Annotated in this window: 18 protein-coding genes; 10 read left to right on the forward strand and 8 right to left on the reverse strand. The window is 68.0% G+C overall.

Translation table 11 applies throughout. The features are described from left to right. Positions 1-51 precede the first annotated feature (51 nt). A complete protein-coding gene (locus tag FBZ87_RS06285) occupies positions 52-2,271 on the forward strand; it encodes a methyl-accepting chemotaxis protein (RefSeq protein ID WP_145609471.1) in 2,220 nt (739 codons plus the stop codon). 164 nt (positions 2,272-2,435) lie between these two features. Further along, complete coding sequence (locus FBZ87_RS06290) at positions 2,436-5,957, forward strand: CHASE domain-containing protein (RefSeq protein ID WP_145609472.1); 3,522 nt, start codon at positions 2,436-2,438, stop codon at positions 5,955-5,957. A 22-nt stretch (positions 5,958-5,979) separates the two neighbouring features. On the opposite strand, the gene FBZ87_RS06295 is transcribed toward FBZ87_RS06290, so the two are convergent. Continuing rightward, on the reverse strand, positions 5,980-7,017 hold the full coding sequence (locus FBZ87_RS06295; protein WP_145609473.1) for a Tim44 domain-containing protein: 1,038 nt from the start codon (positions 7,015-7,017) through the stop codon (positions 5,980-5,982). A gap of 259 nt (positions 7,018-7,276) precedes the next feature. Between FBZ87_RS06295 and FBZ87_RS06300 the strand changes: the two genes are divergently transcribed. Further along, positions 7,277-8,857, forward strand: coding sequence for a S10 family peptidase (locus FBZ87_RS06300; RefSeq protein ID WP_246134264.1), 1,581 nt, complete (start codon positions 7,277-7,279; stop codon positions 8,855-8,857). 88 nt (positions 8,858-8,945) lie between these two features. On the opposite strand, the gene FBZ87_RS06305 is transcribed toward FBZ87_RS06300, so the two are convergent. After that, positions 8,946-10,250 carry a DUF3131 domain-containing protein gene (locus tag FBZ87_RS06305; protein ID WP_145609474.1) on the reverse strand — a complete coding sequence of 435 codons (1,305 nt, stop codon included), beginning with the start codon at positions 10,248-10,250 and terminating at the stop codon, positions 8,946-8,948. Then, entirely contained in the window at positions 10,244-11,095 is an 852-nt protein-coding gene (locus FBZ87_RS06310; protein WP_186454610.1) for a hypothetical protein, read from the reverse strand. The genes FBZ87_RS06305 and FBZ87_RS06310 overlap by 7 nt, the downstream gene beginning before the upstream one ends. Positions 11,096-11,464: 369 nt before the next feature. On the opposite strand from FBZ87_RS06310, the gene FBZ87_RS06315 reads away from it, so the two are divergent. From FBZ87_RS06315 to FBZ87_RS06345, 7 genes are all read left to right on the forward strand, one after another. After that, positions 11,465-13,309, forward strand: coding sequence for a glycosyltransferase family 2 protein (locus FBZ87_RS06315; RefSeq protein ID WP_145609476.1), 1,845 nt, complete (start codon positions 11,465-11,467; stop codon positions 13,307-13,309). Next, the gene (locus FBZ87_RS06320; protein ID WP_145609477.1) at positions 13,306-14,643 is read left to right on the forward strand and encodes a DUF3131 domain-containing protein; all 1,338 of its coding nucleotides are present in this window, start codon (positions 13,306-13,308) and stop codon (positions 14,641-14,643) included. The genes FBZ87_RS06315 and FBZ87_RS06320 overlap by 4 nt, the downstream gene beginning before the upstream one ends. After that, complete coding sequence (locus FBZ87_RS06325) at positions 14,640-15,881, forward strand: PP2C family protein-serine/threonine phosphatase (RefSeq protein ID WP_145609478.1); 1,242 nt, start codon at positions 14,640-14,642, stop codon at positions 15,879-15,881. Before FBZ87_RS06320 ends, FBZ87_RS06325 begins: the two co-directional genes overlap by 4 nt. Continuing rightward, entirely contained in the window at positions 15,868-16,212 is a 345-nt protein-coding gene (locus tag FBZ87_RS06330) for an STAS domain-containing protein (RefSeq protein ID WP_145609479.1), read from the forward strand. The genes FBZ87_RS06325 and FBZ87_RS06330 overlap by 14 nt, the downstream gene beginning before the upstream one ends. A 7-nt stretch (positions 16,213-16,219) precedes the next feature. Then, on the forward strand, positions 16,220-16,654 hold the full coding sequence (locus FBZ87_RS06335; RefSeq protein WP_145609480.1) for an ATP-binding protein: 435 nt from the start codon (positions 16,220-16,222) through the stop codon (positions 16,652-16,654). Continuing rightward, a complete protein-coding gene (locus FBZ87_RS06340) occupies positions 16,651-17,796 on the forward strand; it encodes an endo-1,4-beta-xylanase (RefSeq protein WP_145609481.1) in 1,146 nt (381 codons plus the stop codon). The genes FBZ87_RS06335 and FBZ87_RS06340 overlap by 4 nt, the downstream gene beginning before the upstream one ends. 109 nt (positions 17,797-17,905) lie before the next feature. Further along, positions 17,906-18,136, forward strand: coding sequence for a hypothetical protein (locus FBZ87_RS06345; protein ID WP_145609482.1), 231 nt, complete (start codon positions 17,906-17,908; stop codon positions 18,134-18,136). A gap of 21 nt (positions 18,137-18,157) precedes the next feature. On the opposite strand, the gene FBZ87_RS06350 is transcribed toward FBZ87_RS06345, so the two are convergent. The 5 genes from FBZ87_RS06350 to FBZ87_RS06370 form a co-directional block, all read right to left on the reverse strand. Further along, complete coding sequence (locus FBZ87_RS06350; protein ID WP_145609483.1) at positions 18,158-18,367, reverse strand: hypothetical protein; 210 nt, start codon at positions 18,365-18,367, stop codon at positions 18,158-18,160. A gap of 166 nt (positions 18,368-18,533) precedes the next feature. After that, complete coding sequence (locus tag FBZ87_RS06355) at positions 18,534-18,956, reverse strand: type II toxin-antitoxin system VapC family toxin (protein ID WP_145609484.1); 423 nt, start codon at positions 18,954-18,956, stop codon at positions 18,534-18,536. Next, positions 18,953-19,240, reverse strand: coding sequence for a type II toxin-antitoxin system Phd/YefM family antitoxin (locus tag FBZ87_RS06360; protein WP_145609485.1), 288 nt, complete (start codon positions 19,238-19,240; stop codon positions 18,953-18,955). Before FBZ87_RS06360 ends, FBZ87_RS06355 begins: the two co-directional genes overlap by 4 nt. A gap of 60 nt (positions 19,241-19,300) precedes the next feature. After that, a complete protein-coding gene (locus FBZ87_RS06365) occupies positions 19,301-22,006 on the reverse strand; it encodes a response regulator (RefSeq protein ID WP_145609486.1) in 2,706 nt (901 codons plus the stop codon). A gap of 55 nt (positions 22,007-22,061) precedes the next feature. After that, positions 22,062-23,231 carry a response regulator gene (locus FBZ87_RS06370; RefSeq protein WP_145609487.1) on the reverse strand — a complete coding sequence of 390 codons (1,170 nt, stop codon included), beginning with the start codon at positions 23,229-23,231 and terminating at the stop codon, positions 22,062-22,064. Positions 23,232-23,419 lie beyond the last annotated feature (188 nt).

Raw genomic sequence — 23,419 nt, forward strand, 5'->3', positions numbered from 1 at the left:
CCTCTCATCTAGTACCTACGGCCTAACCCTTTTCGTAACAGGATTGCCACGATGCTCCAGTCCCTGAAGATCGCCCACAAGCTGGGCCTGGCCGTCCTGCTTTTCCTGGTTCCCGTGGGTTACCTGCTGTACGCCCTGATCACACAGCAGCAGATTTCCATCGATTTCGCGGCCAAGGAACTGGCCGGCACCGCCTATCTGAGGGGGCTGCAGACCGTGCAGGCCCGCCTGGCCGCCGCGGAAACGGGCGGGGCCGCTGTGGATACGGCCGGCAGTGCTGCCACCGTGCGCCAGTTGCAGGCCACCTGGGGCCAGGACATGGAGAGCGCCGGCAAGGCCGACGAGCTGCTGGCGGCCCTGGGCAAGAAGGACGCCGCCGCCGCCCGGACGGCCCTGCGCGCGCTGATCGCCCAGATCGGTGATAAGTCCAACCTGATCCTGGATCCGGACCTGGACAGCTTCTATGTCATGGACATTGTCCTGGTCAAACTGCCCGACCTGCAGGACCAGACCACGGGCCTGCGGGCGGTGACGCATCAGGCGGGGGACAACAAGGTGGACCTGTTCGTCGCCCTGGGCGGGGTCAAGTCCCTGCTGTCCGGCGTCGATTCCTCCGCAACCTCCGCTTACGGCGGCAATGCCGACGGCAGCGTGAAAAAGGCCCTGGAGGCCCCGGTCGGCGCCCTGCAGAAAGCCGCCGCCACGCTGACCGCCGGTGCCGAGAAGGGCAGCGTGGCCGACGCGGACACGCTGTCGGCGCTGAAGACGCAGGACGCGCTGTACACCGTCGCGTCGGCCGACCTGGAGCGCTTGCTGAACGCGCGGATCAGCGGTTTCAAGGCGACGCAGCTGCGCGTGCTGCTGATCTCGCTGGCGTTGTTCGCGGTCGCCGGCGGCGCCGTCTACGTGGTGGTGCGCCGCTTTGTCATCAACCCGCTGAGCGACCTCACCGGCGCCATGTCGGGCCTGGCGCAAGGCCGCCTGGATACCAGCATCGCCCACGCCGACAATGGGGACGAGGTCGGCGCCATGGCCCGCGCCCTGGTCGTCTTCAAGGAGAATGCCCAGCGCACCCATGCGCTGGAAGCGGCGCAGACCCTGGAACAGGAAAAGCGGCTGCGCCGCCAGCAGGCGCTGGAAACCCTGACCAAGGATTTCCAGCTGGCCATCAGCGCCGAGTTGCGGGGCATGGCCGCCGCCGCCACGGAACTGGAGGCCACCGCCGGCTCGCTGGCCAGCCAAGCCGACAACACCGCCGCCCGCACCCAGGCCGCCGACGACAGCGCCGCCCGCGCCACGGCCAACACCCAGACGGTGGCGGCGGCGACGGAGCAGCTGGCCGCCAGCAGCAACGAGATCGGCGCGCAGGCGGAGCAGACCGCCGCCACCACCAAGACGGCTGTGCAGGAGGCGGAGCATGCCCGCAACGTGGTGGATGAACTGGCCACAGTGGCCGAGAGCGTGAACGAGGTGGTGCGCTTCATCCAGACCATCGCCGCGCAAACCAACCTGCTGGCGCTGAACGCCACCATCGAGGCGGCACGCGCCGGCGAGGCCGGCAAGGGGTTCGCCGTGGTGGCGACCGAGGTCAAGAGCCTGGCCAACCAAACGGCACAGGCGACGGAAGACATCCAGGCGCGGGTCGGCGGTGTGAAGGCCGCGGCCGACAACGCCATCGGCATCATCAACCGCATCGCCACCACCATCGGCGTCGTTGACGGCAATTCCGGCGCCATCGCCGCGGCCGTCAGCCAGCAGAGCGCCGCCACCAGCGAAATCAGCCGCAACGTCGCGGAGGCCGCCGCGCGCACGCAGGAGGTGACGGAATCCCTGACCCTGGTGCGGGATAGCGCGGAATTCACCAAGGAAGCCTCTGGGCAATTGCTGGTCGCCGCCAACGAGCTGTCGCGGCAGTCGGAGCAGCTGCGCACGGACGTGGAACATTTCCTGGTCGCCATGCAGACGGCCGAGGATCGTCGCCAGTTCGACCGCCACGACATCGACCTGCCGGCCCGCGTGGGGGCGCCGGGCGCCGCCCTTTCCGGTCCCGCGACGCATCGCCTGGTCAATATCGGCCGGGGTGGTTGCGCCGTGAGCGGCCCTGCCATCGGCGGCGCCGGCCATGAGGTCGAGATCGACGTGGATGGCCGCCGTTTCCGGGGACGCGTCACCGCCCAGGAGGGCGACACCACGCGCGTCCAATTCCGCCTGACCGATGAGGCCGCCCAGGCGGTGGACGCCCTGGTGGCCCGACACCGGGCCGCCGCCTGATCGGGTGTATTTTAAGACCGTGAAAGATAGGACGCCGAATCACCGGAGTCCAAACAAGCGGCAATTCAATACCTATAAGTATAGAGTTGGGGATGTGGGGTTAATCCTAACGATTTCTTCAGGCAAACTGGCAAAGATGGCCGCTGAAGAATCGTGAGGCCGGGATGCGTTTTCAAAATTCGCCGTCATTCTCCAGCAGCGGCGATATCCGCCCCGCCCCCTTCCCCTGGCGGCTGCCGGGCGCCGATGGGGTGCTTGTCTGCTCCAGCCGCCTTGCCCTGCTTTTACCCCTGCTGGTCCTGGCATTAGCGCTGGTCGGCGGCGCAGTGGTCGCCCGGCTCACCGATGCCCATAACCGCACCCTGGCCGCCGACAGCCTGTCGGCGCGCGCGGGCGAAATGACGGAAGACCTGCGCCAGCAACTGACACTGTACCAATACGGCCTGCGCGGCGCACGCGGTGCGGCAGTCGTTGCCGGCCTGGATTCCCTGACGGTTGAGCAGTTCCGCCGTTACAGCCAAACACGCTCCCTGGAAACGGAATTCAGGGGAGCTACGGGTTTCGGCATCGTGCGGCGGGTGCCCATCGCCGAAGAGGAAGCCTTCGTCGAGCGGGAGCGCCATGGCGGCCGTCCCGGATTCCGCGTCTGGGAACTCAAGCCGCACGATGGCGAACACGCCGTCATCCAGTTCGTGGAGCCGGAAGGCGTGAACGCCACCGCCGTGGGCCTGGATATCGCCTCGGAACCGGCACGCCATGCGGCCGCCATGGCCGCCATGCGGTCGGGCGAACCCCGCCTGACCGCGCCCATCTCGCTGGTGCAGGCCCCGGGGGACAACAGCGGATTCCTGCTGCTGCTGCCCATCTACCGGCAAGGGGCGGATCTCACCACGCCCGACACGCGCGGGACCGCGACGGTGGGATGGGCCTATACCCCCTTCCTGATCAGCAAGATGATCGTCGGGTCGGAGCTGATGCGGGCGGACGTCGGCTTCACCCTGAGCGACGTGACCGACGGCGCGGACGCCCTCCCTTTCTACCAAACCCCCGTCCCCGCCATAGGCTTCGTCGATGGCTTGGTCCACGATGATCGCCTGTCCATATTCGGCCGCCAGTGGCTGATCCATTACCAGGCGACGCCCGTCCTGCGGCAGGCCCTGAACCTCACGCCGCCCCTGCTGGCGGCAGGCCGCGTCAGCGTCGCCGGCGTCCTTCTGGCCCTACTGTCGCACCTCTACATGGCAAACCGCGCCCGCCGGCTTGCCGCCGGCAGGGAGCAGGCACGCCAGACGGACATGCTGGAGCGGGAGGTCAAGGCGCGCACGGCCGACTTGGCGCAACGGGAGGTCCGGTTCAAGACGCTTACGGAGCTGTCCACCGATTGGTATTGGGAAACCGACGCCGAGGGCCGCTTCACCGCCATGTCGCAGGGCGTCTCCCGCATCGGGCAGGATCACCGGAGCCTGATCGGCAAGACGCGGCGCGAGCTGTCGGCCAGTGCCCCGGACCCGCGCCTGGACCAATATGAGGATTTGGTCCGCCGCGGACAGCCCTTCCGCGACCTGCGCTATGACCTGATGGGCAATGACGGCGCCTTGCGCCATATCGTCATCAGCGGCACCCCCATCCTGGACGCCGCGGGCACTTGCGTCGGCTATCGCGGATCGGGGCGCGACGTCACCGAACAGCTGCGGGCCGAAGAGGCCCTGCGCGCCACCTCCTCTCGCCTGGCCTTGGCCACCAAGGCCAGCGGCATCGCCATCTGGGAATACGACGTGGCCACACGCCGCCTGGATTGGGACGAGCAGATGTTCCAGCTCTACGGCGCCCAGCGCGACGGCGGGGATTGCTTTTCCATCTGGCAGGCGCATTGCCAGCCGGACGACGCGGCGCGCCTGGCGGCGGAGTTCCGGCGCGTGCTGGATGGCGGCGCCGACCTGGATACGGAATTCCGCGTGGTGCGGCCCAACGGCGGCATACGCCATGTGAAGGGCGCCTCGATCACCGACAGGGACGCCGACGGCCGGCCCATCCGTGTCATCGGCGTGAACTGGGACATCACCGAGGTGCGCGACCGTGAGGCCGCCCTGGTCGCGGCCCAGGCCGCCGCCGAAGCGGCCAGCCGGGCGAAGACCGACTTCCTGGCCAACATGAGCCATGAAATCCGCACCCCGATGAACGCCGTCCTGGGCCTGACCCAGCTGCTGGCCGATTCCCGGCTGTCCGCGCAGCAACGGGACTTCATCTCCAAGATTTCCTCGGCCGGCCGCAGCCTCATGGCGCTGATCAACGACATCCTCGATTTCTCGAAGGTGGAGGCGGGGCGGCTGGACCTTGAGCATGCCCAATTCAAACTGCCCGACCTGGTGGACGGGCTGGTGTCGCTGGTGTCGGTCAACGCGGAGGAGAAGAAACTCGCCCTGGCGGCCACCATCGCGCCCCACACGCCGGCGACGGTGGTGGGCGATCGCCTGCGCCTGCAGCAGATTCTGCTGAACCTGCTGGGCAACGCCATCAAGTTCACCCAAGTCGGCAGCGTGATGCTGGATATCCGCGCCGTCGCCTGGCCCCGGCCGGACCGGGTGTCGCTGCGTTTCTCGGTGACCGACAGCGGCATCGGCATTCCCGCCCATGCCATCCCCACCCTGTTCAGCGCCTTCACCCAAGCCGATAGCTCGACCACCCGCCGCTATGGCGGCAGCGGCCTGGGGCTGGCGATCAGCAAGCGCCTGGTCACCCTGATGGGGGGCGAGATCGGGGTGGAAAGCCAGCCCGGCGCCGGCAGCACCTTCTGGTTCATCGTGCCCCTGGACGTGGCGTCGCCGGGGCACGCCGCGGGCCAGGCGATCCTGGCCGCGCCGCCGCCGGACGCCGCCGCGAGCGCCCCCCGGTCGCGGCGGCCGAAGCGGCTGAAGGGGCTGCGCCTGCTGATGGTGGAGGACAACAGCATCAACCAGGAGGTAGGCCGGCAGATCCTGGAGCGCGAGGGGGCCAGCGTCACCGTTGCCGCCCACGGCGCGCAGGCCTTGGCGCGGCTGCGCGCCCAGCCCGGTTCCGTGGACCTGGTGCTGATGGACATGCAGATGCCGGTGATGGATGGTTACGAGGCCACCCGGCTGATCCGGGAGGAACCGGGCCTGTCCACGCTGCCGGTCGTGGCCCTGACCGCCGGCGTCCTGGATGCGGAACGCAGCCGCGCCTACGCGGCCGGGATCACCGACTTCATGACCAAGCCGTTCGACCTGGACCAGGTGGTGGCCACCATCCTGCGCCACGCGCCGAAGGTGGCGGCACCACGCCGGGGTCGGGTGGCGGCCGCGCCCACCTCGTCGCCCAGCGCCCTGGCGCGCCTGCGCGCCATCCTGCCCGATTTGGACCAGCGGCTTGAAGCCATGGGCCTGCAAGACAGCGAGGATCTTTACGTCAGCCTGGTCGAGCGGTTTGTACGGGAATTCGCCGGCGCGGCGCAGGAACTGCGCCGGGCGGTGGCGGAGGGCCGGCCCGCCGACGCGGCTCGCATGCTTCACACCTTGCGTGGCACGGCCAGCCAGATCGCCGCCCTTGGCGTGGTCTCGGCCGTGGCGGTGGCGGAACATGCGCTGGCGCACGAGAACTGGGCGGTATGGGATGCCAGCCTCAACATACTGGCCACAGCCATGGGCAAGCTGGCGGCGGCCGTGAGCTGACGGCCGCCGCAGCGCCTGTGGATCAAACCTGCTGGATGGCCGACAGCAGCCAGCGGCCGCCGTCCGCGCGCACGAAAGTCCAGAGTTCCTGCACCTCCTCCGCGTGGCGGTCGTCGCCGGACACGACGCGGCCGGTGTTCTCATCCACCGTCCAGTCGCGGGCGCGCCAGCGCAGCAGGGCGGTGCAGTAAGTGCGGCCGTCCTCGTGCCAGCTTTCCACCACGTCGCCCTTCACCAGATGGACGTCGGCCACCAGATTGCGGACGCCCCGGCTCTGGTTCTCCGTCATCTCTTCGCCGTAGTAGGACAGCATCTCCGGCGTCAGGTGGCGGCGCAGGGCCGTCAGGTCGCCCTTGCTCCAGCTGTCCATGACGCCGGTCAGGATCTGCTCGAACGCCGAGAGGTCCTGGCCCTGCATCTGCACGCCGATGGCGGGTACCGGCGCGGGCGGCGGCACCGACGCGCCCCCCTGGGTGTAGCCGCCGCCGAAGGGCATGGCCTGGTAAGGCGCGTCCTGCGGCGGGTACATCTCATACGTCATGCCCGACGCCGGGGCCGTGCGCGGACCGCTGATGGCCATGCGCACCAGGCGGTAAATCAGGTAGGCGATGCCCAGCATGATCAGCAGACGCAGGAAGCCGCCGAAGGCCCCACCCGAGCCGCTGCCGTAATCGCCGCCCACGCCATAGCCGTGATGGCCAAACAGCGAGTTGTAGAGGCTGGCGCCCAGGAAGCCGCCCATCATGCCGGACAGGAAGGGATGGCGCTGGGTGAAGCTGGGCTGGGCGAATCCCGGCTGGGCGAACGGCTGCTGGAAGGCCGGGCGCGGCTGGTAAGCCGGCGCGGCGGGTGCTGCGGGCGCGGCCGCCGGGGGCGGGGTGATGCTGCGCTGGATGGGCTGGCCCGTCACCGAGGGGGTGGCGGGCGTGGTGTAGGTCCGGCTGCCGCGGCTGCCGGAACTGGAACTGCGGCCCGGGCGGGCGTCGGCAGCCAGGGGCGCCAAGGCCAGGGACACCGCCAGCACGGCGGCGACCGCACGCGAACCAAACCGACCGAACATTCTCTCTCCCCCTAAACAATGGGACCGATCTTTCGGTCCCACCCAAATGTGGCCACCCTAATGTGGGGCCCCTTTGCAAATTTGCGAGGGCCACTGCCGCATCGGCACGCCATACCGCTTTTCGGCGGCCCGCGACAGATGGGACCTTTGCCCGCAGGCCTTCCGCGTGTCTAGACTGCACCCAAGCCCGGGCCGGCACTGCGGGGAAGCATCGGACGCCGGGCAACAACGAAACCAGGGGTTATGGGGGTTACTACACATGCCTGCACCGAAGTGGAAGCTGGCGGCCCTGCTGGCCGGCACGGCCATGGTCTTGCTGACCACGCACATGGCCATCACCAGCACGCCCGCCAACGCCGGCGACAAGCCGGCAGTCGATCAGGCCAAGGGCGACGACAAGGCGTCAGCCGATAAAGACTGGACGCCCAAGCACTTCACCGCCGACCGCAGCGGCACCTTCAACGGCAAGCGCGTGGACTACCAGGTGCAGGCCGGCGAAACCCACCTGGTGAACGACAAGGAGGAGGACGCGGCCACTGTCTTCTCCACCGCCTACCTGAAGAAGGGCGTGAAGGACGCGACCCAGCGCCCGCTGATCTTCCTGTTCAATGGCGGACCCGGCTCCGCCAGCCTGTGGCTGCACATGGGCGCCTGGGGCCCGAAGCGCGTGGACGTGCCCAGCGACGCCACCAGCGCCGGCAGCCCGCCCTACCCCCTGAAGGACAACCCGCAGAGCCTGCTGGACGTGGCCGACCTGGTGTTCATCGATCCGGTGGGCACCGGCTACAGCCGCCTGCTGCCCAAGGGGGAGGAGAAGGACTATTACGGCGTGAAGCAGGACGCCCATTCCATCGCGCAGTTCATGCGCCGCTGGCTGACCGAGCACAAGCGCTGGAACTCCCCCGTCTTCATCGGCGGTGAGAGCTACGGCGGCATGCGCATCGGCGCGCTGCTCCCCGAATTGCTGGAAAATGGCGCGCCCGTGGGCCTGAACGGCCTGATCGTCATCTCCGGCGCCGTCGACTACGGCGCATTCGAGTTCAACCGCGGCAACGACCTGCCCTACCCTGCCTTCCTGCCCAGCTATGCCGCCATCGCCTGGTACCACAAGAAGATCGCCGACACCGCCATGGGGTTCGACGCCTTCATGAACCAGGTGCGCAAGTTCGCGGTGGAGGAATATCCGGTGGCCCTGCTGAAGGGAAACCGCATGACCCCGGCGGAGCGCAAGGGCGTGATCGACAAGCTGGCGCGGTTCACCGGCCTGTCGCCCGCCTACCTGGACCACACCAACCTGCGCATCCGCGAGGTGCGCTTCGCCAAGGAACTGCTGCGCGACCAGGGCAAGATCACCGGCATCTACGATGGCCGCTACACCGGCCAGGAGTACGATTCCGTGGGTGATCAGGTGGAAAGCGACCCGTCCAGCTACGGCATCGGCGCCGCCTTCGCCACCACGCTGCAGAGCTACCTGCTGAGCGACCTGAACATCAAGATGGACCGGGAGTACCGGACCAGCGGCGACGTGGGCAAGAACTGGGACTGGAAGACCTGGGGCGACGAGGGCGGCGGCTATGCCAACGTGGCGCCCTGGTACGGCGACGCCATGCGCCAGAACCCCAAGCTGAAGGTGTTCATGGCCGGCGGCTGGTACGACCTGTCCGTGCCCTTCTTCTCAAACGAGAACGCCATGAACGCCAACGGCGTGCCCACGGACCGGGTGACCTTCAGCTATTACGAGGCCGGGCACATGATGTACCTGAACCGTGCCGCCCTGGACAAACTGACCGACGACGTCCGCCACTTCGTGAAGGCGGCCGCCCCGGGGGCGAGCGAGTAGGACCGCGAGCCGGCGGGGCGGTCAGCGCCGCCCCGCCGGCTTTCTACACGCGGATTCTGGCATCACCCGCATCCTGGCGGTGCGCGTCTCAGGGCGCGGAGGCCGCACAGGTCCGGGCCGGCTCGGACGACAGCGCGGTCAGCAGCGGTCCGCGCGCACGATATGCCAGGACCTCCAGGATGACGGCATTGGTGCTGGCGGAAAGCACCGTCTCCGCCTTGCCGCTGGCCTCGTAGATCCCCTCCTGCCAGCCACGTGCGGTGGACAGCGACGACAGCCGGGCGACAAGATCGTTCCAGCGCTCCGGCCAGAACGCCCATAATCCCAGCGCGGCCTTGGCCGAGACCAGCGCCAGGCTGGATGTTTCGGTTCCCTCCGGGGTCAGCACAGCCCAGGGACGGCCCGACGCGACCACCGTGCCATAGAGGAAATAGGGTGCTGTGGAGCGCAGGTAGTCATTGCGGGCGGTGGCCACCCCCTCCTGCAGCATCCGGGTGCGCTGCGCCAGTTCGACCGAGCGGGCGCGCTTCGCCATGTCGCCGGTGGCCGGCGCGGCCCAGCCGAACTCCAGCCCCTGCAGCACGGAATCGCCCGTCACCACCGGGGTGAACTCGTTGGCGTGGTCCGGTACCGCGCTGACGAACCCCACCCCGTCCACCTTCACGACCGGGTCGGACAGTCGGGGCGGCCGCGCGGGCATCCCCCACAGCCTGTAGCCGGCGGCGGCGTAATCCTCATAGCCGCGCCCGGCCTCACGGTAACGGGCCGGCGCCGGGCCGGCGGGCGCGCCGCCGGTCAGGCCGCCATCGGCGCCAATGGCGGCGCACAGGTCGAACCGGGCGACCACGGCGCGAGCCGCCGACGCCAGCGCGGGCTCCCGGTCCGCCAGGGCGCGCAGCCAGACAAGCAGCCGCCCCGTGTCCACCGCCGACCAGCCGGCGTTGCCGGGGTGATCCGCATCGATCGCGGCGACGCCGGTGGCGGCGTTGTACACCCGGTTGGGCAACCGCCCATAGGCCAGTTCCATGCGGCCGGCGAAGGCGAGGATCCGCGCCAGCCTCTCCTGGGCCGAAGCGGCCGGCAGCAGGCCGAGGTCGCGGGCGGCGATCAGGGCCGCCATGGTGTCCGCCATCTCCCAGGCCGTCGCCGTCGGGTACTGATCAACGGAGTTGACGAGGCCCGTCGCCGCATTGTCGTTTTCAGCGAAATAGCGCCAGGCGTTCCGCGCCCACGCCTTTTCCTCCGCCGTCAACGGCGCAGGCGGAGCGGGCGCCCCCGCCCGCTCTGGCTGCCCGGTCGCGGCCCGGTAGGCGAGGCCGCAGCCCGACAGCGCCAGCAGGCCTACGGCGGAGGTCAGGATCGCGACGGCGCGGAAGATGCGGCGGCTCACCATGCTTGGCTCCAGGAGGCGGTGATGGCACCGTCGACGAAGCGCCCCTGGGCCGGGCCGGCGTCGCGTCCGGGCCAGCGGTTGCCGGAATAGTTGCCATAGCGCAGCGAGAACGTGCCGGGATAGCCCCAGCTCCAGCCAACGGCGTAGGTGAAGTCCGGGTCCCAAGGTTGCTGGTCGCGATGCTGGGGATAGGCGAACGCCTTCCACTCCACATAGATGCCGGCCACGACCGGATAATGGCAGCCCAGCGACAGGCTCTGCTTCCAGCTGCGGTTGGCGGCGCTGGCCTGGTCGTAGAAGCGTGGGCTGACATTGACGTCGACCGTGCAGTCGATGGCCAGGTCGGGGTCAAGCAGCATGGGCGTCGCCAGCGCCTCCGGCACGGGGAAACGCCAGCCGGCGCTCCAGGTGCCCTGGTTGAAGCGCGTGACGTTCTCACCCTTTTCCGCCGATGGGTCCAGGCGGTTGCTGGCATAGTTGAAATAGGTGAGGTGCAGCGAGAACGGCGCGCCGTTGTCGAAGCCGAAGCCGTAATCGAAGTCCGGATTCCACGGCGCCTGGCGGCTGCCCTGGACGTAGCGGTGGAAATCCGTCATGGCGAACCAGCCCGGCAGCGGTTCATAGCGGATGAGGGCGTCCACCGTCGGGCTGCCCGTCACGTGGGCTCCCTGCTGGCCGCTGCCCGTGGGTCCGCTCTGCTCCGACCGGGTCATGGGAACGGTGACGCCGGTGCCGAGGGTCAATCCTTCCAGCGGCGTGCGTTTCTCTCGGGAGAAGGGCAGATCGAAGGAGCTGGCAAGGCCCGCATCGATGTCGGACCAGGTCCACTCGACGGCACCAGCCATCGACGGCGCCAGAACCACGGCCACCGTCGTCCCCAGTCCAAGCCGGCATCGTTTACGTTCCGCACGATTTGTCATCGGATCGGTTCTCCAGTACACTTAATTGTACCTGCGGTACGGTCGGCGCGCTAGACGCCCCCCGCAAGAATACGTCGACCATCCCTCTCGATTTTCCAATCCATCCCGCGCCCATGATGTTGACGGCAAGAACCGTGCGGTATGACGATGAAATCGCATTCCATGGCTGAGTTGCGATTAACCATTCGGATAGGTTCGTCTGTCGATTGTCTATGATGAGAATCGTAATCATCTAGGCAAGGCCCCGCACACGCGATATCGTTACGTCCGTTCCACCGCGAGATGTCATATCCGATGGGATTTTACTTCGACCGATTCGAATCGCGCCGCCCGCCGCCGCCGATCCCCTATTCGGCCGCGCGGGAGTTCCTCTGGCAGGTCCTCGGCACTGCGAACTTGGTGGTGGGCCTCTGGTATTTGCATTGGCGCTGGACCCAGTCGCTGAATCCGGACGCGCTCTGGTTCGCCATTCCCTTGGCGGCGGCGGAGACCATGGCCTTCCTCGGCCTCGTCCTTTTCACCGTGAACTTGTGGCGGACCGAGGATCCGCCCCGGCCGCCCCCGCCCGCGCGTATCGCCGACTGCGTGGAGGAGACGGACGTGCCTGACCGCCCGGTGTCGGTTGACGTCTTCTTCGCCACCTATAATGAAGATCCGGAGCTGGTGCGCCTGGGCCTGCGGGAGGCGCGCGCCATGACCTACCCGCACCCGATCGACCTGGCGGTGCACGTCCTGGATGACGGACGGCGTCCGGAAATGCGCCGCGTGGCCGAGGAGGAAGGGTGCAACTACATCACGCGCACGAACAATATCGGCTTCAAGGCCGGCAACCTGCGTAACGCGATGGAGCAGACCAGCGGCGACTTCATCGTCATCTGCGATGCCGACACGCGGCCCTTCCCTACCATGATCGAGCATACGCTGGGATATTTCCGCGATCCCACCGTCGCCTGGGTGCAAACGCCGCACTGGTTTTATGACCTGCCGGAAGGGCGCCGCCTGCCCGTGGCCTGGGGCCGACGCCTCGGCGCCGCCGGGCGCTTCCTCGGCCGGTGTGTCGAGGCGGTGGCGGGGCCCATCCATGTCGGGCGCGACCCCTTCGTCAATGACAGCCAGATGTTCTTCGACGTGCTGCAACGGCGGCGCAACTGGGCCAACGCCTCTTTCTGCTGCGGGGCATCCTCCATCCACCGCCGCGATGCCGTGATGCAGGCGGCCCTGAAATCCTACACCCGGGAAGTGGCGCGCAACGTCGACGCCCGCGCCCGCGAGGCGCTGAAGCTGACCGGCGAGTCGACGCTGGACGCCGGCCTTGAGGCGGCGCTGGTCCAGGAGGCGGCGCTGGCGGAAGAGCTGACGCCTTACAAGTTCCATGTCTCGGAGGACATCTACACCTCCATCGTACTGCATTCGGACAGCGAGCGGCGGTGGCGGTCGGTGCTGCATCCCGAGGTCGAGACCCGCATGCTCAGCCCCCAGGACCTGTTGTCCTGGAGCATCCAGCGCTTCAAATACGCCGGTGGAAGCCTCGACATCCTGTTCCACGACAATCCGCTGCTGCGGGGTGAATTGACCATCTGGCAGAAGCTGATGTACGCGGCGACCTTCTATTCATACCTGGGCGCCTTGTGGAACGTGGTCTTCTTCGCGGCCCCCATCATCTACCTGACCACGGGTGTGGCCCCGGTCAGGACCTACAGCTTCGACTTCTTCAAGCACATCATCCCCTTCCTCATGCTGAATGAACTCGCCTTCATGATCGGCAGCTGGGGGGTGCCCGGCTACCAAGGCAAGCGTTCCTGGCTGAGCTTCTTCCCGATCAATCTGCGCGCCCTCTGGTCGGTCCTGCGCCACCAGCAGATCAAATTCCCGGTGACGCCCAAGGACCGGCAGGAGGGCAATTTCCTGCGCCTCGTGCGCTGGCAGTTGCTGGTCATGGTCCTGTCGGTCGCCGGCCTGGCCTATGCCGGGATTCGGCTCTGGCTGGGAGACTCGCCCTTTTCCTGGGGCGGGTTGCTGGCCAACGTCTTTTGGTGCGCCAACAACATCTTCGCCCTGTCGGGCATCGTCTCCGCCGCCTTCTGGTCGCCTGATGACGATGCGCCGGCGGACGCCGCCGCCGAAGGAGTGCCGGCATGACTTTCCGCGACGGGCTTATCGCCGGGCGCAGCCACATTGCCTTCCTGGTCGGATTGCTGCTTTCCACCGCGCTCATCGTCCGCATCGAGCAGTGGGAACGGGACCCGACGCATCTCTACGCCGAGATTCCCTATAGTTCCCAGATCCCCGAACGCCAGCCGGCGCCGCTGACGGCGGAGGACAAGGCCGCCGCCGCCATCGCCTGGACCTACCTGACGGCGCATACGCGGGCCGCGACGGGACTGGTCGATCCGGCCGCCGGCAACCGCGCGGCGACGCTGTGGAACGTGGGGTCGCAGATCCTGGGCACCCTGGCCGCCGAGCGCCTGGATCTCGTGACGGCCACTGACGCGGAAGCGCGGATCGACCGTGTCCTGGCAGCCCTGTCCCGGGTGCCCCTGTTCGACGGCGCCCTGCCCTCGCGCTTTCTCGACACGGAGACGCTACAGCCTGTAACCCATGACGGACGGCCCACCGAGCGGGAAGATCTGGGCTGGTCGGCCGTTGACCTGGGGCGGCTGCTGAACGCGCTCGACCTCTGGGGCCGGGCGCATCCCCGGCAAGCTCCCGCCATCGCCCACCTGCTGGCCGGCTGGCGCCTGGACGCGGCGGTGGCCGACAGGGCGCTGCGCGCCTCGATCATGAACGGCAGCGGCAAGCCGGAATTCCATCAGGAGGGGCGCCTCGGTTACGGTCAGTACGCCGCCAAGGGCTTTCAGCTCTTCGGTTTCGACCTGGCCCAGGCGACCGACCTGCGACCGACCCTGGGATGGGTTGAGGTTGACGGCGTGGAAGTGCCCGTCGACCGGCGGGCCATGGGGGCCGGCACGCGCACCCACACCCTGTCGGAACCCTGGATGTTCGACGGGCTGGAATACGGTTTCGATCGCACCTCGCGTGAGCTCGCATGGCGCACCTTCCTGGCGCAGGAGCGCCGGTTCGAGCATAGCGGCCAGCTCACCGGGGCCGGCGAAGGCCCGTTGGACCGCGCGCCCTGGTTCGCCCAGGCGACCGTGCAGGCCAATGGCAAACCCTGGCGCACCCTGGATGACGCCGACCGTGAGGCCGCGGCCCTGCGGACCGTCGCGACCAAGGCAGCGTTCGGCTGGGACGCCCTGTTCGCCACCGACTATGCCGCCCGGCTGCGCGCCGCCCTGACCGACCGCGCCGATGCCACCCAAGGCTGGTATGCCGGTTTCTACGAAGTCGACGGCACGACCAACAAGGTGCTGACCCTGGAAACCAACGCCCTGGTGCTGGAAGCAATGGCCGCCCGCCGGGACGGGCCGCTGCGGCCCGCCGTGCTGTTCGGCCGACGGGCGGAAACATCATGAGCGAACCCCGCCGCATCCTTCTGGTCGAGGATGAGCCGACCACCCAGCAAATGCTGGGCATCGTACTGCGCGCGCTGGGCTACGATGTCGTGACGGTGGCCAATGGCGTGGCCGCGATGGACGTGCTGGCCGGCGGCGGCATCGACCTCGTCATCACCGACCGGCACATGCCGGAGATGGACGGCATCACCCTTTGCCGCGCCATCCGCGCCTCCTTCCCGGACCATTACCTCTACGTCATGATGCTGAGCGCCCAGATCGACGACAGCAGTGTGGTGCAAGGCCTGGAGGCGGGTGCGGATGATTTCCTCGTCAAGCCGCCGGACTTCGCGGAATTGCGGGCCCGGCTGAAGGCCGGCATCCGCATCATCGATCTGCAACGCCAGCTGGAGCAGCGCAACCGCACGCTGGCCAGTGCCCACCAAAGCCTGGAAAAGGCCTATGAGCACATCCGCAAGGATCTGCAGGCCGCCGCCGACAGCCTGCGCCGGCAGCTGCCAAGGCCGGCGGAGTTGGATGGGCTGCGCTTCGATTGGCTGTTCGAACCCTCCGACATGATAGGCGGCGATATCCTGGACGTGGTCCATCGCCCGGATTCACCCGTCACCGTCTTCTACCAGATCGACGTGGCGGGGCACGGCGTGCCCGCCGCCCTGTCGTCCTTCAACCTTCAATCCCTGCTGTCGGGCGCTGCCTTGCGCCAGTTGGCCGAGACCGGCGGGACCACCGGCTGGGCGACGCAGCCGGTGGCGGTGGTGGAGGAACTGAACCGGCGCGCCCAGCGCAGCGATGACGACGATTACTTCACCATGCTGTACGGCGTCATCGACCGGCGCACGGGCGAGGGCGTCCTGACCCTGGCCGGCCATCCGCCGCCCCTGGTCTGGCGCGCCGCCAGCCGGCGCCTGGAGACACTGGGCGACAGCGGCTTTCCGGTGGGCATGCTGCCATCGGTCAACTATGAGGAACTGCCCTTCACGCTGGCGGCCGGCGACCGGCTGATCGTGCACTCGGATGGCCTCAGTGACTGTGTCGACGCCGAGGAACGGGCCTTCGGCGACGGGGAGCTGGCGCGCTGCCTGGCCGAGGCGGCGGCACTGCCGCTGGCCGACACCATCGCCATGGTCGGGCGCCGGTTCGCCGACTGGTGTGCCGACGCGCATTTCGATGATGTATCGTTGTTGATCCTGGAGAAGACGGCGGCCGAGGCCGCGGAGGGGCAAGATGATCGAGACTGAGCAGCGCGGCGGCGTGCTGATCACGCGGGTGACCGTCAGGCGGCTGGACGCCGTCATCACCCCCGCCTTCAAGGCGCGGATGGTGGACCTGATCCAGGGCGGGGCGGAGCGCATCGTGCTGGATCTGGCTGATGTCAGCTTCATGGATTCCAGCGGGCTCGGCAGCGTCGTGGGCTGCCTCAAGCTCATCGGCACGCGCGGCGACCTGGTGCTGGCCGGGATTCAGTCCCCTGTCCAGAGGCTTTTGCAGACCACCCGTTTGGATCGCGTCTTCAAGACCTTCCCCGACACGGACGCGGCCGTGGCCGCGCTCACCCCCGGCGGCGAGTAAGACCATCATGGCGATGCCCGTCCCCCATATCGTGCTGACCGTGGATGGCGGGCTGGAGCAGGTCGCCCTGATCGGGCGGGCGGTGCAGGCGGTCTGCGGCCTGACTGATCTCGACGCCGACGCGCTGGCCGCCATCGAACTGGGCATCGTCGAGGCGGTGACGAATATCGTCGAGCATGGTTATGGCGGTGATGCCGGCCCCATCGAAGCGGCCGTCACCCTGGCCGAAGGGGAGATCGTGATCGAGCTGAAGGATGACGGCCCGCCCCTGGACCCGGCGCGGCTGGCCGAGGCCCGCATCGACTTCGATCCCACTGACCTCGCCAACCTGCCGGAATCGGGCATGGGCCTCTCCTTGATCCAGTCCAGCTTCGACCGGGTCGTCTATGAGCGCGCCGGCGACCGCAACCGGCTCAGCCTCTTCAAGCGCATCGGGCCGTGACGGTGGCGGGCGGCCCGCACCGCCGCGCCGTGCTGGCGCTGGGCGTCGGCGGCCTGCTGGCGGCCGCACGCCCGGCGGAGGCCGCCGCCTGGTACGAGAACGATCCCGTCTCGTTGCGTGCCCGGGCGGAACGCAAGGGATTGCTGTTCGGCACGGCGGTGGGCCCCGCCCTGGATGAGGATCGCGACCTGCGTGCGGCGACCGTGGCCGACTGCACCATCATCGTCCCCGAATATGAGCTGAAATGGCCAGACGTGGCACCGGAATCGGGGCTGTACGACCTGCGCGGCGCGGACCGCCGGTTCGCTTTCGCGCGCGATCATGGCATGATGTTCCGCGGTCACACGCTGCTTTGGCCCGAGCGCCTGCCCGTATGGCTGACGCCGGGGCTTTCCCGTATCGCCGCCGAGGATCTGGTGGCCGGTCATATCGGAACCTTGGTCGGCCGCTATGCCCGGCGCGTGCATTCCTGGGACGTGGTCAATGAGCCGATCGACCTCGGCCCGACCGGCCGGAACGGGCTCAGGGTCTCACCGCTTCTGGACGCGATCGGGCCGGGTTATATCGACTTCGCCTTCTGGAAGGCGCGTGAGATCGACCCGGCTGCCCGCCTGACCTTGAATGAGAACGGGCTGGAGCGTCGCGGTCCGGGCGGCGACGCCAAACGCGCCGCCATCCTGGCACTGCTGCGCCGCCTGCTGGCCTCGCATGTGCCGGTCCACGCGCTGGGTGTGCAAATCCACGTCGGAACGGAGGGGCCAGAGGCGCTTGACGGGCCGGCATTGGAGCGGCTTTGCCATGAGGTCGCGCACCTCGGGCTGGAAGTGATGGTGACCGAACTGGATGTTTCCGACCAGTTCGCGCCGGCGGATACGGAGGCCCGCGACGCGGCGGTGGCGGCCACTTACCGCGCGGCACTCGAGGCCGTGCTGGCCGAGCCGGCGACCACGGTGGTCATGACCTGGGGCCTGTCGGACCGCCACAGCTGGCTGTCAGCGATGCGGCCGCGCCGGGATGGACTGCCCGTCCGCCCCCTGCCCTACGACACCGCGATGCGCCGCAAGGCCGCCTGGGGCGCCATCGCCGCCGCCATCGACGCCGCCCCGGCACGGCATCCGCTGTTCCAGGCGCCGAAGGGCTAAGCGGGTCGGCCCGTTACGGCATCGGCACCGCCTTCGCCACCACGCTGCAGAGCTACCTGTTGAGCGACTTGAACAGCAAGATGGACCGGGAGTACCGACCAGCGGCGACGTGGGCAAGAACTGGGACTGGAAGACCTGGGGCGACGAGGGCGGCGGCTACGCCAACGTGGCGCCCTGGTACGGCGGCGCTATGCGCCGGAACCCCAAGCTGAAGGTATTCCTGGCCGGCGGCTGGTACGAGGCCGGGCACATGATGTACCTGAACCGTGCCGCCCTGGACAAACTGACAGACGACGTCCGCCACTTCGTGAAGGCGGCCGCCCCGGGGGCGAGCGAGTAGGAGGGGGAGCCGGCGGGGCCGTCAGCGCCGCCCCGCCGCCGCGCGGGCCGGCTTCAGGCGCATAGGGTGATCCGGATTGCGCCGCAGGAATCCGGACACCTCCTTGAGCGTGGCCGGCAGCGGCTCCGCCCCGGGATGCGAGCGATAGCTCCAGAACCGGTAACCCCGCCGCCACAGCGCTTCCACTTGGGCGACGTCAGTGCGTTTCGGCGCCTTGAATGAGCGCCCCATCAGGCATAGACCCCGCCGCATGCGGGACAAGATCGCCCACCCTCCCCCACGCCACCAAACAGCACGGGCAGTTTCCAGGAACGCCGGCAGGCGAAACAGGCGTGGGCGATCAGGTAGCGGCTGACGAAGGGCGCCGTCACATGGCTTCCGTTTTTCGGGATCATCATCAAAGCCACGGGTTCAGGATTGACACGCCCGTGCGGGCGTAATCCGTCACGTCGCGTGTCACCACCGTCAAATCATAGTGCAACCCCGTCGCGGCGATGATCAGATCAGGCTGCGTATAAGTATGCCGCGCTTGTCGATCTGATTCTACCAGCAGGCGCCACTTCAACATCACGTCTTCACTAATAGGCAGGACGCGGCCATCGAACATTGGCCGCAGCTTGTGCGTCAGCCAAGCCGTCAGCTCCGACCTTTTGCCGGCATCGGCTGCCTGCTCAATGCCAAAGCGAATCTCCGCCAGCGTCACGGTGCTGATAAAAAGAGTATCAAGTGGCTGGTCAGCCACGAAGGCAACGACCTTCCTGTCCGGCTTGGGCCGACGGAGTTCGGACAAGACATTGGTGTCGAGCAACCAGCCCGTCATAGAACGACATCACGCACTGGCATCACCATGCGCTCGACGTCAAACTCCACATCCGGATGTGGACACGCCTGGAGCACGTCCACCAAGGCCTGCCCGGAAAGGCTCCCCTTCAGCCGGCGGAACTCCTCCGCCGTAATAACTACCACCTCGTCGCGACCGTGCACCGTGACATGCTGTGGGCCATCGCTTTTGACCCGACGCACCAGCTCACTGAAACGCGCCTTGGCATCCTGTAAAGGCCAGCGATCATCAAGCTTTGGCGCCCCACGTGTTTCTCGCGTCATGTCCACCTCGGAAAACTGGTCGGTCTGACTATTATATCAAGATGGACAGAACCAAGCCAGTCACGGCTCCATCAACTCCAGCGCGCGGCTGAAGTCGAAGCCGCGCACCGACTGGATGAAGTCGTCGGCGCGGGGGGCCGGCAGGGCGGTGCGCAGCAGGTGCAGGTTGCTTTCGGCCAGTTCCTCGGCTTCGGGGTCGTTGTCGGCCAGGAGGTCGCGCAGACGTGCCAACAGGGCCGCAGCCTTGGCCGGGTCGGCATCCGGCGAGGCCGTTGGCGCCGGGGCCGGTGCGTCCTGGGCCAGCCAGCGCTCGATCCCGGCCGCCACATCCTCCAGCAGCGGGGTCAGGATGGACACCGTCCGTTCCGGCGCGGCACCGCTGCGCAAGGCGGCCTCCACCGCCGCCGCCGCGCGCTGCACCTCACCGGCGCCGATGGTGCCGGCCACCCCCTTCAGGGTGTGGGCCAGCCGCTCCGCCGTGGCGGCGTCGCCGCTGCGCCAGCGGTCCAGGATGGCGGCGGGGGTGGCCCGCTGGTTGGCGGCGAACTTCTTCAGGATGTCGGCGTACAGCGCCCGCTTGCCGCGCACCCGCCGCAGCCCCTCCTCCGCGTCGATGCCGGGGATGTCGATGGCGCGCTCCGGCACCGGCTCAGCTGGCTTCCCCATAACAAGCGGCAGGGGGACAAGCGGCAGGGGGCGAGGCCCCGCCACCTCGGTCCTGCCCTGTCCCCAACGCGCCAGGACGGCAAACAGCTGGTCGGGATCGATGGGCTTGGAAACATAATCGTTCATGCCCGCGGCCAGGCAGCGCTCCCGGTCCGAGGCCATGGCGTTGGCGGTCATGGCGATGATGGGCAGCGCCGTCTCGCCCATCTCCCGAATGCGGCGCGAGGCCGTAAGGCCATCCATGACCGGCATCTGCACATCCATCAGCACGGCGTCATAGCGCCGCGCCGCGATCCTCTCCAGCGCGATGGCGCCGTTCTCCGCCAACTCGACGCCGACGCCCACGTCGGTCAGCAGCTCGATCGCCACCTGCTGGTTGAAGTCGTTGTCCTCCACCAGCAGGACGGACAGGCCCTGCAAGGCTTCGAAGTCGGCGGGCAGGTCGCCGGCCCTGGTCTTGGGCTCGACCGTCTCAGTGCCGGCGATGGCGCGGATGACGGCGTCGAACAGGACGGAGGAGTTCACCGGCTTGATCAGCACGTCCTCAATGCCACTCTGCTCCGCCGCGCGGCGCACGTCCTCGCGGCTGTAGGCGGTCACCATGATCAGGTGCGGTGGATGGGCCAGGCCCAGCGCGCCGATGCCCCGCGCCGTCTCCATGCCGTCCAGGTCCGGCATCTGCCAGTCGAGGAAAGCCACGTCATACGGCGCCCCGGCGGCGGCGGCCTCCTTGATGGCGGCGATGGCGGCGCGACCGTCCCCCGCCCCGTCGACGCGGAAGGACATGGAGGTCAGCATGGCCGACATCACCCGGCGCGCGTTGCGGCTGTCGTCCACCACCAGCACGCGGCGGCCGCGCAAGTCGGGCCGGGGCAGCAGCGGCTGGCTGGTGGGCACCCGCCCCAGCTTGGCCGTGAACCAGAAGCAGGACCCCTTGCCATAGTCGCTGTCGACACCGACGGCGCCGCCCATCAGCTCCGCCAGCCGCTTGGAGATGGCCAGGCCCAGGCCCGTGCCGCCGAAGCGACGGGTGGTGGTGGTGTCCGCCTGCTCAAAACTGCGGAACAGTCGGGCCTGCTGTTCCGCCGTCATGCCGATGCCGGTGTCCGCCACCTGGAACAGCAGGGTCACCGAGGCCTCATCCTCCTCGATGGCGCGGATGTTGATGGAAATGCGGCCCGTCTCGGTGAATTTGACGGCGTTGCCGGCGAAGTTGATGAGGATCTGCGCCAGGCGCAGCGGGTCCCCCATAAGGTTGCCGGGCACCGCCGCGTCCACGTCGAAGACGAACTCCAGCCCCTTGGCCGCCGCCCGTTCCGACACCAAGTTGGCGACACCGTCCAGAACCTCATCCAGCCGGATCTCCACCTGCTCGATGGTCAGCTTGCCGGCGTCGATCTTCGAGAAATCCAGGATGTCGTTGATGATGCCCAGCAGGTGCTGGCTGGACCGCTGGATCTTGGTCAGATAATCGCGCTGGCGGGGGGTAAGCTCGGTCTTCAGCGCCAGGTGGCTCATGCCGATGATGGCGTTCATCGGCGTGCGGATCTCGTGGCTCATGTTGGCCAGGAAGTCCGCCTTGGCCTGGGACGCCGCCTCGGCGGTATGGCGGGCCGCGTCCAGTTCCACCGCGCGGGTACGGGTCATGGCGACGATGCGGCTCAGCAGTGCCACACCGGTGCCCACGCCCGCGTACAGCCCCTGGTCGGTGATCAGGAAGCCTTCCGTCAGCGCCTTGGGATGGTCGCTGGCGATCATGGCGCTGACGTCATCCAGCGGCGTATCGACATCCACGCACAGGTAGGGCCGGCCCAGCATGAAGGCCACCGGCCGGCGGCGGTAGAGTTCGGACTTGATCTGATGGGCGAAGGTGGACAACAGGAATTCGCGGGCGATAAGCCCCAGCACCCCGCCCAAGTCGTCCACAACCGCAACGCAGGGCAGCAGCGGCGCGCCCAGGAAGATCTGCACGACATCGCCGCAGGGCGTGCGCTCGCTGATGCCCTGGGCGGGCTGCAGGATGTCGCGCGCGCGATAAACCACCGGCACCGCCGCCGCTGCCTCATCCGTCGCCATCCTATCCGCGCCCGCAGTGTCCATGTGCAGCCCCTGCGTTAAGCCGGGCCTCCCCGATCCCTTTTTCACTCGTGCTCTTTCACCGGCCCTCGGCCGCCATCGCCAGATAGTCGCGCTTCCCGTCCAGGAATCCGTCCTGGTCGGCGAAGCGCTCGGCGATGGCCCGGAACTCGTCCTCGATCTCCAGGAACGCCTTGACGATATCGGGATCGAAATGACTGCCCGAACCGTCGGCGATGATGGCCGCCGCCTGCTCGTGCGGCATGGCGTCCTTGTAGACGCGGCGGCTGATCAGGGCGTCGTAGACGTCGGCGACGGCCATCAGCCGGGCGGAGATGGGGATCGCGTCGCCCGAGAGCCCTTCGGGATAGCCGCTGCCGTCCCACTTCTCATGGTGGGAATAGACGATTTCCTTGATGCAGGTCAGGAACTCGACCGGAGCGCCCAGCGCGTCCTCCGCCGCCTCGATGGCGTCGCGGCCCAGCGTGGTGTGCCGCTTCATGATCTCGAATTCCTCGGGCACGTAGCGGCCCGGCTTCAGCAGGATGCGGTCGGGGATGCCGACCTTGCCGATGTCGTGCAGCGGCGCCGACTTGAACAGGGTGTCGATGCGGCTGTCGGTGATGTAGCCGGCGAAGCGCGGATGGTGGCGCAGCCGGATGGCCAGGGCACGGACGTAGAACTGGGTGCGGCGGATATGGTTGCCCGTTTCGGTGTCGCGGGTTTCCGCCAATGAGGCCAGGGTCATGACGGTCACGTCCTGGATGGCCATGACCTCCCGCGTGCGCCGGGCCACCTCGGCCTCCAGGAAGTCGGCCTTGTCGCGCAGCAGGTCGGCGATGGCCTTCAGCCGCAGATGGGCGCTCACGCGGGCCAGAACGATGGGCGGGCTGATGGGTTTGGTGATGTAGTCGACGGCGCCCAGGGCCAGGCCCCGCTCCTCATCCGCCACCTCGTTGCGGGCGGTCAGGAAGATAACGGGGATGTCGCGCGTGGCCGAATTGGCTTTCAGCCGGCGGCAGACCTCATACCCATCCATGCCGGGCATGACGATGTCCAGCAGGATCAGGTCCAGGCTGGGGTGGGCGGCGGTCACGGCCAGGGCCCGCTCACCGGAATTGGCCACACGGACGTGGTAATCGTCCTTCAGCAGGCCGCTCATGATCTTGAGGTTGTCAGGCGTGTCATCGACGACCAGTATTTGCGGCCGCGTCTTCTCCGCAATCACGGGACTATTGTCTTCCCACATCGGCCGTCGCCCACTCGAGAGGTGCCCCCGCTGGCGCCCCCACCTGAGGGGAGCCTGGGATTTTTCCTGTCACAGCGGGCTCTTGGGCGCACGGCCGCCCCGCTATCCAGCTTTCGGGACGCCGTAGGAAACGCCGTCGGGCGCCCGGCACCCGCGTGACATCTCTCTTTTGTATAGGCCGTATATTT

The organism is Nitrospirillum amazonense (genome assembly GCF_007828035.1).
GTDB classification, from domain to species: Bacteria; Pseudomonadota; Alphaproteobacteria; order Azospirillales; family Azospirillaceae; genus Nitrospirillum; species Nitrospirillum amazonense.